This is a genomic window from Glutamicibacter endophyticus, assembly GCF_048457885.1.
In the GTDB taxonomy this organism is placed as follows: Bacteria; Actinomycetota; Actinomycetes; order Actinomycetales; family Micrococcaceae; genus Glutamicibacter; species Glutamicibacter endophyticus.
Genome location: NZ_CP174200.1, coordinates 779,155 through 791,360 on the forward strand (window position 1 = coordinate 779,155; position 12,206 = coordinate 791,360).

11 protein-coding genes are annotated in these 12,206 nt (G+C 63.4%); 9 read left to right on the forward strand and 2 right to left on the reverse strand.

What is annotated here, in order from left to right; translation table 11 throughout:
• Positions 1–71 precede the first annotated feature (71 nt).
• The 6 genes from ACJD00_RS03750 (at position 72) to ACJD00_RS03775 (ending at position 7,219) form a co-directional block, all read left to right on the forward strand.
• Entirely contained in the window at positions 72–1,253 is a 1,182-nt protein-coding gene (locus ACJD00_RS03750) for a transglycosylase family protein (RefSeq protein WP_418908549.1), read from the forward strand.
• A 105-nt stretch (positions 1,254–1,358) separates the two neighbouring features.
• A complete protein-coding gene (gene rsmA / locus ACJD00_RS03755; RefSeq protein WP_418908550.1) occupies positions 1,359–2,222 on the forward strand; it encodes a 16S rRNA (adenine(1518)-N(6)/adenine(1519)-N(6))-dimethyltransferase RsmA in 864 nt (287 codons plus the stop codon).
• Positions 2,219–3,151 (forward strand): 4-(cytidine 5'-diphospho)-2-C-methyl-D-erythritol kinase, encoded by a 933-nt coding sequence (locus ACJD00_RS03760; RefSeq protein WP_418908551.1) that lies wholly within the window; start codon positions 2,219–2,221, stop codon positions 3,149–3,151. The genes rsmA and ACJD00_RS03760 overlap by 4 nt, the downstream gene beginning before the upstream one ends.
• A gap of 114 nt (positions 3,152–3,265) precedes the next feature.
• On the forward strand, positions 3,266–4,642 hold the full coding sequence (locus ACJD00_RS03765) for an NAD(P)/FAD-dependent oxidoreductase (RefSeq protein ID WP_418908552.1): 1,377 nt from the start codon (positions 3,266–3,268) through the stop codon (positions 4,640–4,642).
• 223 nt (positions 4,643–4,865) lie between these two features.
• A complete protein-coding gene (locus tag ACJD00_RS03770; RefSeq protein WP_418908553.1) occupies positions 4,866–6,287 on the forward strand; it encodes a sugar porter family MFS transporter in 1,422 nt (473 codons plus the stop codon).
• An 83-nt stretch (positions 6,288–6,370) separates the two neighbouring features.
• On the forward strand, positions 6,371–7,219 hold the full coding sequence (locus ACJD00_RS03775; RefSeq protein WP_418908554.1) for a Cof-type HAD-IIB family hydrolase: 849 nt from the start codon (positions 6,371–6,373) through the stop codon (positions 7,217–7,219).
• A gap of 40 nt (positions 7,220–7,259) precedes the next feature.
• On the opposite strand, the gene ACJD00_RS03780 is transcribed toward ACJD00_RS03775, so the two are convergent.
• Together ACJD00_RS03780 and ACJD00_RS03785 are read right to left on the reverse strand one after the other, a co-directional pair.
• Positions 7,260–8,162: an EamA family transporter gene (locus tag ACJD00_RS03780; protein ID WP_418909298.1), complete on the reverse strand. Its 903-nt coding sequence runs from the start codon at positions 8,160–8,162 to the stop codon at positions 7,260–7,262.
• Positions 8,163–8,249: 87 nt separating this feature from the next.
• Positions 8,250–8,855 carry a helix-turn-helix domain-containing protein gene (locus tag ACJD00_RS03785; protein ID WP_418908555.1) on the reverse strand — a complete coding sequence of 202 codons (606 nt, stop codon included), beginning with the start codon at positions 8,853–8,855 and terminating at the stop codon, positions 8,250–8,252.
• 191 nt (positions 8,856–9,046) lie between these two features.
• On the opposite strand from ACJD00_RS03785, the gene ACJD00_RS03790 reads away from it, so the two are divergent.
• From ACJD00_RS03790 to lxmK, 3 genes are all read left to right on the forward strand, one after another.
• Positions 9,047–10,018 (forward strand): ABC transporter ATP-binding protein, encoded by a 972-nt coding sequence (locus ACJD00_RS03790; protein ID WP_418908556.1) that lies wholly within the window; start codon positions 9,047–9,049, stop codon positions 10,016–10,018.
• 2 nt (positions 10,019–10,020) lie between these two features.
• Positions 10,021–10,929: an ABC transporter permease gene (locus tag ACJD00_RS03795; RefSeq protein WP_418908557.1), complete on the forward strand. Its 909-nt coding sequence runs from the start codon at positions 10,021–10,023 to the stop codon at positions 10,927–10,929.
• A gap of 170 nt (positions 10,930–11,099) precedes the next feature.
• Positions 11,100–12,197: a class V lanthionine synthetase subunit LxmK gene (lxmK, locus tag ACJD00_RS03800; RefSeq protein ID WP_418908558.1), complete on the forward strand. Its 1,098-nt coding sequence runs from the start codon at positions 11,100–11,102 to the stop codon at positions 12,195–12,197.
• Positions 12,198–12,206: the final 9 nt, after the last annotated feature.

The following is a 12,206-nucleotide window of genomic DNA, read 5'->3' on the forward strand; positions in this document are numbered from 1 at the left end:
ACTGATGTAAGCAGGCAGTTCACTGCCCGGGCCGACCGCCGGCCGACACTACCGATGGGGTAAGCACAACCGTGACTCACTTGTTCAAAAAGCGCTGGGCGAAATTCATCGCCCAAGCCGCCGTTCTGGCACTGGTTATCGCCGGCGCCGTGTTCTATATTGCCGGCCAAAAGTCGGTAACCATCGCCATTGACGGCAAGGAGCAGGTGGTCAGCACCCGTGCCGCCTCCGTGCAGGACTTGCTCACCCAAGAAGACATCACGCTGGATGAGCGTGACGAAATCTCGGCCGACCCGCAGTCGCCACTCAGCGACGAGCAGCGTATCGACATCTCGCTGAACAAGTCCATCGAGGTAGTGCTCGACGGCGAAGAGCGCGTAGTGCACACCACCGGCATGACGGTGGCCGATGTGATCAACGAACTCGACGTGGACCAGGACGCCAAGCTTTCGCAGGCCGAAGACCTCGCCATTTCCGCGCTGAGCGGTGGGCTGGAGATCATCACTCCGAAGGAAGTCACCCTCAAGCAGGGCAAGGATTCGAAGAAGCTGTCCACCACCGCCGAAACCATTGCCGACCTCTTCAAGGAAGAGGACGTCAAGCTCGATAAGGACGACGAAATTCAGGTCCGCATCGATGATGAAACCGAGAAGGACGTCGACGCAAAGACCGCCATTGTCGAAGGCTCCGAAATTCGCGCCATCAAGGTTGAAATCAAGACCTGGGATGAAACCCGCGACATCGACTTCAAGACCACCAAGGTCAAGGACAAGGACCTGGACAAGGGCAAGACCAAGGTGAAGACCGAGGGCGAGAAGGGCGAGCGCAAGCTGACCCTGCGCCAAGAGATTCGCGATGGCAAGAAGGGCGAGGAAGAAGTCCTGAAGTCCAAGGTCTCCAAGGAACCGGTGACCGAGGTTGTGCGCGTGGGCACCAAGAAGCCCGAAAGCAGCAGCTCCAGCGACTCCAGCGGTAGCTCGAAGACCAAGGCGCCGACCGGTTCGATCTCCTCAACCTGGGCCGCACTGGCCAAGTGTGAGTCCGGTGGCAACTGGTCGATCAACACCGGCAACGGCTACTACGGTGGCCTGCAGTTCTCCGCCTCCTCGTGGCGTGCGGTCGGTGGCACGAAGTACGCGCCATTGCCGCACCAGGCCACCGCACAGGAGCAGATTGCCGCGGCCGAACGCCTGCGTGCCAGCGGCGGTTGGGGTCACTGGCCGGCCTGCGCCCGCAAGCTGGGCCTCATCTAAGCCCTATACGGCTCAAACTCTCAGACAACGCGCTCACCGCTTGGCGGTGGGCGCGTTGCGCCTTTGCGGGGCACACTCTCGCCCTGACCTAGAATTGGAGACGTGATGTCTAAGGAATCCCTGCCGCTGCTGGGCGCAACCGAAATCCGCCGTTTGGCCGACGAGCTGGGAATCCGGCCGACCAAAACCCTGGGCCAAAATTTTGTGATCGACGGAAACACCATTCGTCGCATCGTTGCCGGTGCGAATCTTCGACCAGATGAGACGGTGCTCGAGGTTGGACCCGGGCTGGGCTCACTGACCCTAGGGATTATGGACGCCGCCGCACAGGTGGTGGCCATTGAAATCGACCCGCCGTTGGCGCGACGCCTGCCGCAGACCATGGCCGAATTCCGCCCGGGACGCGAAGAGGACCTGACCGTCATCGAGAGCGATGCGCTGAAGGTCACCGAGTTGCCGGTCGAACCGACCGCCTTGGTGGCAAATCTTCCCTACAACGTTGCCGTGCCCGTGGTGCTGCACCTGCTGGAGACCTTCCCTTCCATCGCCCACGGGCTGGTGATGGTCCAAGACGAGGTCGCCGACCGGATGAGCGCGGCGCCCGGAAGCAAGATCTACGGGGTGCCCTCGGTGAAGGGGGCCTGGTACGGGACGTTGCGTAAGGCCGGAGTGATCGGCATGAACGTCTTTTGGCCGGCGCCGAAAATCCACTCCGGACTCGTGTCATTCACGCGCGGAGCCGAACGCGTCGATGCCCCACCGCGCGCCGAGGTATTCGCGATTATCGACGCCGCCTTCGCCCAGCGCCGCAAAACGCTGCGTGCTGCCCTGTCGGGGTGGGCCGGTTCGGGGGCCCGCGCCGAGCAGATCCTCGTGGCCGCCGGGATTGACCCGAAGGAACGCGGGGAAAAGCTGGATATTGACGCCTACATTGCGATCGCCCGTGCCGCAGCAGAGGTGCAACCGTGAGCAAGCAACACGTCATAGCCAGCGCGCCCGGCAAGATCAACTGCTACTTCCGGGTCGGTCCACCGCGTGACGATGGATACCACGATGTGGCGAGCCTCTATGTTGCCGTATCACTGCGCGAGCAGATCGAGGCACGGCTGCGTACCGATGGCGAGCTGTTGCTGAGCCTTGAGCCCGATAGCGAGGTGGTGGCCGATCCGGAGAACTTCCCCTTGGGCAGCAGCAATCTGGTGTATCAAGCCGCCGAACTGCTGCGCGAGCATACCGGGTGCACCCTAGGCGCCGAGCTGAGCATCACCAAGCGGGTGCCGATTGCCGGCGGAATGGGCGGGGGATCCGCCGACGCGGCGGCGACCCTGGTGGCCTGCAATGAGCTGTGGCAGACCGGGCTGGATCGCGAGGAGCTGTCGCGTCTGGGGGCACGGCTGGGCGCCGACGTGCCCTTCGCCCTGATGGGTGGGGCCGCCATTGGACTGGGCGTAGGGGACCAGCTGGCTCCGTTGCTGACCCGTGCGGTCACCCACTGGGTATTGATCCCGGCCAGCTATGGCTTGTCCACTCCCCGGGTGTACGCGATGCTCGACCGCCTGCGCCAAGGCCAGCAGCTCGAGGTGCCCACCGAAGTTGATCCCGAGGTGATCGGGGCACTGATGAATTCCGATGCCGCGGCACTCGCTGACCTATTGGTCAATGACCTAACCCAGGCCTCGCTTGCGCTCGCCCCGGAGCTGGGAACGGTACGTGACTTGGCCGAGGGCGCTGGCGCCCTGCGGGCCATGGTCTCCGGTTCGGGGCCGACCCTCGCGCTTCTGGTGCGCGATGCGGAGCATGCCACCGAGGTCATGGCGCAACTTGGCGACGAGGTAGGGGTGGCAACGGTAGCCGTCACAGCCCCGGCACCAGGCGCAAAGGTGGAATTCAGCGACTAGGACCCTTGTCCCGCGAACCCCGACGGCTTAGGGTGACTCTAAACCACAAATGAGTGTGGTTCATTTCCTTGGTTGGGATGAGAGCGTTCCGGCGGGACGAGCGAAGGGGCACCGATGAGTCTGCACAATGGAGAAGTCTCCCACTGGTGGCAGCAGGTCGGTATTCCGCAGCTTCCGGATCCGCTCGGTGAAGACCGTTCGGTGGACGTGGCAATTGTCGGTGGCGGCTTTACCGGTTTGTGGACCGCCTACTACCTGGCAAAGGCCGATCCAAGTCTGCGCATCGCGGTGCTCGAACAACGCCACGTGGGCTATGGCGCCTCGGGACGTAACGGCGGCTGGCTGACCAACTCGATTACCGGCGGCCGCGCCCAGTACGCCGCGCGCTGCTCGCGCGAACTGGCCGAAGAGTTTCAGCTGGAAATGAACCGTACCGTGCAGGAGGTCATTGCCCGCTGCGCCGCCGAAGGAATCGACGCCGATATTTTGCCTGGCGGTGAATACGAGGTGGCTTACACCCCGGCGCAGGAACGTCGGCTCCGTGCACATGCTGCGGCCGAACGCACCTGGAAGCACACCGACCTGCAGCTCCTCGAGGCAACGGAAGCCAAAAACACCATTGACGTCGCCGGAACCCGGGCCGCCACCTGGCACCGGCATGCGGCGCGCATTCATCCGGCGAAACTGGTTGCCGGGCTGGCGCGTGTGGTGCGCTCGCTGGGCGTGGAAATCCACGAAAACACCCGAGCCACCGCTATTGCACCGGGCTTGGTGCAGACCAAGCACGCGAATGTGCGTGCGCAGTACGTGGTGCGCGCCACCGAGGGCTTTACGGCCGAACTTCCCGGGCTACGCCGGCTCTGGCTGCCGATGAACTCCTCCCTGATTGTCACCGAACCCTTGGGTGCGGACTTTTTTGATCGGGTGGGATGGCGCCGCGGGGAGGTGCTTGGGGACTACGCCCACGTGTATATGTACGCCCAACGCACCGCCGATGGGCGGGTTGCCATCGGCGGGCGCGGGGTGCCCTACCGCTACGGCTCACGTACGGATCTCGACGGTCAGACCCCGCAGCGCACCATCGAACACCTGCGCGCAGTGTTGTACCGAATGTTCCCTGGTACCGCCGGGGCGGGCATCGAGCATGCCTGGTCGGGCGTGCTCGGCGTGCCACGGGACTGGACCGCAACGGTCGGCCTCGACCGCCGAACCGGCATGGCCTGGGCCGGGGGATATGTGGGCACCGGAGTGAGCGCCACCAACCTTGCCGGCCGCACCCTACGCGACCTGATTTTGGGGCGGGAAAGCGAACTGACCCGTCTGCCCTGGGTGAACCATCGGGTACGGCGCTGGGAGCCGGAGCCGCTGCGTTGGTTGGCCACGCGGAGCCTCTATGCCGCCTATAGTTGGGCCGATCGTAGCGAGCTGGCCGGACGGGCCAGTACCTCGCCGGTGGCCCTCGCGGCCTCCCGGATTGCCGGACGCCCCTAGGGGCCAGGGACCGGTTCATGGGCCAATGGATAAATCTGCTTTCTTTTTTGGCCCGAGCATGCTTACCATAGGCGACGTTGCGCGACGACGCGTGAGTGGATTCCCTTTGGTTTAGGCTGGGGTCTACCGGACGTGTCGCGGCGCCCGGTGCTGAATCTGCAAGCGGCGCCAGCTAATCACGGTCGCCGCGAGATGACCGCGAAAAGCGAAGGACGAGGTAGGCATGAGACCAGAGCATGCACAGGATGTCGAAGACGGAAAAATCTCCGGCAAGCTCATCGGGTTGGCATCGGTTGCCGCCCTAGGCGGATTCCTTTTTGGTTACGACAGCGCCATCATCAACGGCACGGTGGATGCCGTGCAGGCAGAATTTGGGCTCTCGCCGGTAGGGATCGGATTCGTGGTCTCCTGCGCCCTGATCGGTGCCGCCATCGGTGCATGGACCGCCGGTTGGTGCGCGCAGCGCATCGGGCGCGTGAAGACCATGCTCATCGCCTCGGCACTACTGGCGATCAGCGCAGTGGGTTCGGCCCTGGCCTTTGGCTCGACCGACCTGATTGTCTGGCGTTTCGTCGGCGGTATCGGCGTGGGCTTCGCCTCCGTGATCGCCCCGGCCTACATTGCCGAAATCGCTCCCTCGAAGCACCGCGGGCGCATGGGCTCGCTCCAGCAGATGGCGGTCGTGACCGGTATCTTCCTGGCCTTCTTGGTCTCTACGCTGATCGTATCCACCACCGGCGGCGCCGCCGAAACCGGTTGGTTGGACATGCCCGGCTGGCGCTGGATGCTGCTGAGCGAGCTGTTGCCCGCACTACTCTACGGACTCCTCGCCCTGCGTTTGCCCGAGTCCCCGCGTTATCTGGTCGGTTGCCAGCGGCTGGCCGAAGCCTCGCATATTTTGGTGCACTACGTGGGCATTGATGCCGGGGCACGTACCGAGGCCAAGATCGAAGAGATTCGCCAGACCTTGAACGTGGAACGACGCCAAACCTTCGGCGACCTGCTCGGCGGATCGTTCATCTTCAAACCGATCGTGTGGATCGGCATTGTGCTCTCGGTGTTCCAGCAGTTCGTTGGCATCAACGTGATCTTCTACTACTCCACGACGCTGTGGAAGTCCGTGGGCTTCGATGAGTCCAACTCCTTCCTGATTTCCGTGATTACCTCGGTGACCAACATTGTCGCTACCGTGATTGCGATTGCCCTGATCGACAAGATTGGGCGTAAGACGCTGCTGGTGGCCGGTTCGACGGTGATGACCATCTCGCTGGGAATTATGGCTCTGGCGTTCTCCCAGTCCGAGATCGTCGGCGGGGAACTGGTGTTGCCGGGCAACTGGGGTGTGACCGCGTTGATTTTCGCGAACCTCTTCGTCATCGGTTTCGGTACCAGCTGGGGACCTGCCGTTTGGGTGCTGCTGGGCGAAATGTTCCCCAACCGGATCCGCGCCATGGCTTTGGGCGTGGCGGCGGCGGCCCAGTGGATGGCCAACTTCCTGGTCTCCACGACCTTCCCTTCGCTGGCCGAAGTTGGCCTGCAACTGGCCTACGGCCTGTATGCGACCTTCGCCCTGCTCTCGCTGCTCTTCGTGTTGAAGTTCGTGCGCGAAACCAAGGGCAAGCAGCTTGAAGAAATGACCGGCTAGTAGCCGCTTTCGTGACACCGCCGACCGACATCTTCACGGAGTCGGTCGGTGCCGTGTTTCCGCCCCCTACCTACAGGATGAGAATGGACATGATGACCCAGGGCACCGAATGGTCCCAGATTCCCGCCAGCGAGATCGATCTGCGACTGGTCGTCGCCGATATGGACGGCACCCTGCTCACCGATGAAGGTACGGTGCCCGAGGACTTTTGGCCGTTGCTGCGTGAACTGACCGAGCGGGGAATCGTGTTCGTACCGGCCAGCGGACGCCAGTACGCGACCTTGGCCGAACTCTTTGACCACGCCGGCTACCCGTTGTCCTACATTGCCGAAAACGGCAACTTGGTGATGCACCACAACGAGCCGATCTTCACCGCAAGCCTGAGCGAAGACACCGTGCGCAAGGGCATCGAGGCCACGCGCGGTGCTGCATCCCAGCGCAACCTGGGTTTGGTGCTTTGCGGGCAGGCCAGCGCCTATGTGGAGCGCGGCGACGAAGAATTCCTTGCCGAAGCCGGCAAGTACTACCGCAAGCTCGAGGTGGTTCAGGACCTCACCCAGGTGCAGGACACCTTCTTCAAGCTTGCGATCCATGACTTTGACGATTCGCAGCAGGCCTTCGATCAGATCTACGCGCCCTTTGCCGAGGAACACCAGGTGGTGATCTCCGGTCAGCGCTGGCTCGATATCATGCGGACCGATATCGACAAGGGCCGTGCGGTGCGCGCCTTACAGGAGCGCATGGCAGTGACCCCGGCACAGACCGCAGTTTTCGGTGACTACCTCAACGACCTGCAAATGCTGGCCGCCGGTGAGCTGTCCTTCGCCATGGCCAACGCACACCCGCAGATCAAACAGGCCGCAACGTACGCGGCGCCGGCGAACAGCGAAAATGGTGTCACTCGGGTACTCGCCCACCTACTGGGAGGCTAAACCGCCCGGCCCCCGGCTGCCGGGCGAGTGGCTCCATGCCCTAGTCGGTGGCGGGGTTTTCCGGTGTATGGGGAAGTAGTTCCTCGAGCCCCTGTGGGCTGCGCGCACTTCCGCGTTGTGCGGCCGCCCCGGCGAAGACCACCAATGCGATCCCCACGATCTGCAACAAGCTCGGTGCCTGGCTCAGAATAAGCAAGCCCATCAGCACGCCGAAGGCCGGCTCAATGGCCAGGAGCGTGCCGAAGGCAGTATGCGTCATCCGGCGCAGCGCCAACATCTCCAATCCAAAGGAGACCACCGGGGTAATCAGGGCTATGCCCGCCGCGAGAAGCAGCACCCACCCTGCCGGATTCCCCGCAAGTACCTGCGGAAGCCCCACCGAGGTGGTGAATAGGGCGGCGACGGGGATCGCCAAGGCGAGACCGCTGATGCCGCTAAAGCGGTCGCCGACCAATTGGGTAAAGACGTTATAGAGTCCCCAACAGGCGCCGGCGAGCAGGGCAAAGCCAACTCCCACCAGATCCACTTCACCATGCCAGGGTTCGGTCAGGAGCACCACACCGGCGAGCGCAAGTATCGGCCAGAGCAGTGCACGTAATTTGCGCCCCGCGATACCTGCCACGGTGAGCGGACCGAGGAACTCCACCGCCACGGCCGTGCCCAGCGGGATGCGTTCCACGGCCGCCAAGAAGAAGGTGGTCATGAAGCCGGTGACCAAGCCCAAGGTAAGCAAGGCCGGAATGTCGCGTGCCCGGATCGACCGGAAACTGGGGCGCACAATGAGCAACAGCAGCAGACCGCCGAAGCACATGCGCAGCCACGCCGTACCGGCGGGACCGACCTGGTCGATAACCGTGACGGACAGGGCATTGGAGATCTGGATGAGTAACATGGCCGCAATGGCCAGCGACCACGGCGGCACGGTCTGTGCCCGGGCGCGCATCATCGCACACCGCCTTCGAGGCCAGCACCCTGGGCCGGGGAAACTACCCGGTTTTGGCGGACGGTCGCAATAGCTGCCGGTCCCGAATTATTCATGAGAGCTCTCTTTTCCGCCAGACCTACCGAGACTAGGCTCGACGACGGTCAGGACGAAGTGGGTGGTTTCGCTGCTGTCGTTGACATACGCATGCGGTTGGTCGCCGTGGAAACTCAGTGCGTCGCCCGGGCCTAGTTCGTAGGATTCCTCTCCGGTGTGCACCCGGAGGATGCCGTGCTGCACCTGGAGCAGTTCGCGGGTGCCGGGGGTGTGTGCCGTGCTTTCGTGGCGGTCACCGGGGGCGAGCGACCAGTCCCATAGCTCGACATTGTCCGGTCTATCGGCGCCAGCGACGAGCCTGGCCTGTCCGCCGCGCTCGCCGGACCAGAGCAGTGCGCCCTCGCCGCGTCGGGTCAGCTTGGCCTGCCGCTCGCTGGGTGGCTCGACGAGCGCCGGAAGGCCGACCCCCAGCGCCTCGGAGAGGTGCAACAACGTGGCGACACTGGGGTTTGCGGCCCCTTGCTCCACGTTGATGAGCATGCGTCGACTGATCCCGGCGGTATCTGCCAGGCGGTCGAGTGTCCACCCTCGGGTTTTGCGTTCGTGTTTGACGCGGGCCCCGACGGCTCGGGCCAGTAGCTGCGCATCCATCTCCATATGGTGCATCATACTGCACTATTTGTGCACTTGTTCCATTCTCATCTGGTGGGTTGCGCCTCGCCACCCACGGTTGTGCCCGCAATTGAACTTAAGTACAAGTCAGCGCTGTACCGAAGTACAACAAGCCGCGCCCGGCTCCTGCGTAACGTCATACCTGTCAGGAAAACAACTCTTCTTCAGGAGGACGAATGCTAGGCCTTCAGCTCACGGGTGTAAGCCGTAGTTTCGGTGGTCACAAGGTACTGCAAGGCGTCGATCTGTCGGTAGCCCGCGGTGAAATTGTTGGATTTATCGGCGGTAACGGCGCCGGCAAAACCACGACCATGCGACTGATTCTTGGACTGCTCTCCGCCACCGAAGGACGTATCGAGTGGGATGGGGAAGCAATCACCGACCAGGTGCGAAGCTCCATCGGATACATGCCGGAGGAACGCGGGCTCTACCCGGAAATGACCGTAGAAGACCAGATCGTGCATTTCGCGCTTCTCGAGGGAAAAAGCCACCAGCAAGCCCGCGCGACCGCCGCCGAGCTCATCTCCTCCTTGGGTCTGAGCACACGTGAACGCACTAAGGTCCAGGACCTGTCGCTGGGCAACCAGCAGCGCGTGCAGCTGGCGGTCTCGCTGGTAGGAGATCCCACCCTGCTGGTGCTCGACGAACCCTTCTCGGGCCTTGACCCACTGGCCGTGGAGACCATGGCGGGACTGATCGCCGATCAAGCCCGGCGCGGTGTCGGAGTTCTCTTCTCCTCGCACCAGCTGGAACTGGTCGAGCGCATCTGCGACCGGGTCTGCGTGCTGGATAAGGGGCGCGTCGTCGCCAGCGGCCCGGTAGACGAGCTGCGCGGCGGGCAAGAATCGCTCTGGAAACTTCGATTTGCCGCCGCACCCAGCGACCGGCTCATCGCAGAACTGTCGATGCTGCCGCACGTCACCCTCGAAGCCCTCGACGATGAACCGGACGCGTTGCTGGTGCACAGCCAACGCGAGGAGGAGCAGATTCCATCCGAACTGCTGGCGGTGCTCATGCGAAACCCCGGATTGCGGGCCATCGAACCACTGCAGCGTTCACTGGCCGAGGTGCTCTCCGAGCGGCTCAGCGCCAGCCTACTGACCGACACCGCCAACGCCTCAGCGGATCTTGAAAGCATTGGAGCCTAACGATGACGGCAACGACAACCCAACTTCTGCCCACCGGTACCCGCAGCACCACGGATCTCGACTCGGTGCGCACCATTATCCGCCGTGAGCTGCTCACCCGCACCGGAAACCGCACCATTCTCACCGCCACCGGCGTGCTGGCCCTCTTAGCCGGACTCGGAGCCGGCATCGGCGGCTGGTTCCTGGTCAACGCCAACCGGGGAGGGGAACCGCTGGCCCTGGACACCCAGCTGTTATTCGCCACCGCCATGATCACGGCCCTGCTCGCCTCGCTGGTCTACTCCTCACAATCCTTAGCCTCCGGGGTGGTCGAGGAAAAATCATCGCGCATCGTGGAGATTCTGTTGACCAAGATCGGTGTCGGACCGCTGCTGGCCGGCAAAATGATCGGCGTCGGCCTGGTGACACTGGGCCAACTACTGACCATTGGCGGGGCCGCCGTGCTCGGATTCAGCGTCGTCGGTGGCTGGACGGTACTAGCCGTCGACGTGGGACCCAGCTTGCTCTGGTTCTTCGTCTGGTTCATCCAAGGCTTCATGATCTTTGCCGGACTGAGCACCTTGCTGGCCTCCACCGTCTCCCGGCAAGAGGACCTAGGCACGGCCTCGACTCCGCTATCGGTGCTGCAGATGGTGCTACTGATCTTGGCCCTCTACATGGTGCCGCAAAATCTCGACGCAACGTGGGTGAACATCCTCTCCTATGTGCCGCTGTTCTCCTCCTACCTCATGCCGATGCGCTTCGCCCTGAACAGCGTCGGCACAACAGAGATCATCATCGCCGCGGTCATCGCCGCCATTACCGTCCCACTGCTCTTCCGACTGACCACCCGGGTCTACCGCAATAACGCGCTGCGAACCGGATCCCGCGTCTCCATCCGCCAGTCCATGGCCTCGGACGACCAAGCCTAAGCATCACCCAACCCACCTCGAAAGGACACACACCATGAGCACCTCCAACACCCAGAACGCCAGCGGCGCAAAGAAACTCCTGAAGAACGCCCTGTGGCTGGTGGTCGGTATCGTCGCCGCCTACGCGGTAGTCACCTTCCTCTTCTAACGACTCACCGGGAGATCGCATCATGACACGCACCCTTGAGACACCACGCTGGCGGGTAGATCCCACGCTCAGCGCGGCGGCCGCCCGGGCTACCGACCTGTTGGCCGATGCAGGGATCCACGCGGACATCACCGACGTTCAACCCCCAGCCTTCAACGGCCGCAACGGCGCCTGGAGCATGAGCCTGACCTCGGGGCAGCGTATCTTCGTCAAACACATCTCGGCGGAGGTCTCCGGAGGCCGAGCCTTCGAACGCTCCGTGGCCTTCGCCGAGTTCTCCCAGCGCCATAGCGCACTGGCACCGCATAGCCCTCAACTGATCGCCCACCGCAAAACCGACGGGCTGTTGATCTTCGAACACTGCGGTGGCACCAACCTTGCCGAACTGCTGATCCGGGAAGCAATCCCGGAAGACTTTGCCGCACAAGCCGGACGCCACATGGCACGCCTTCATCGGGCACCCATCGACGGGCTCACCGCCAGCTATCACCCGAGCCCACCCACGCAGATGCTGCGCCACGGGGTCTCACAAGAGCGTTATGTACGATTCACGCTGGCCGAGCTGGCCCTATGGCCACAACTGCAAGAGGATCAGGCGCTGGTAACCGCCGCCGAGGAACTTCGGGCCTGGGAGGCGGCACACCAGGTAGCTCCCATCCACGGAGATTTGCGACTCGACCAGTTCCACCTCAGTGACGGCCGCCCGGTGCTGCTGGACTGGGAAGAATTCGGCCTCGGAGATCCGGCCCGCGATCTGGGAACCTTCGCCGGCGAATGGATCTATCGCGCGGTGCTCGACACCGTCACCAGTCGCGGCGGAGCCGGAGCCCCACCACTGAGTTTCGATGCGGCCAGCGCCACCCGGCGCATCACCGAACGCATGGAACACCTCGCCCCACGCATCAGCCAGATGTGGCAGGCCTATCGACGCGAAGCCAAGCGCGAGGATCCCGAGCTCGCCCTGCGTGCCACCGCGCACCTGGGATGGCACCTCGTGGATCGAACCATCGCCCGAGCCGCGACCGTCTCCCGGCTGCCGGGTATTGAACGAGCCGCCGCCGGCATCGGGCGGAAAATTCTACTCGCTCCGGCCGCCTATCGTGCGGCCCTGGGATTCTGAAGGAACGAC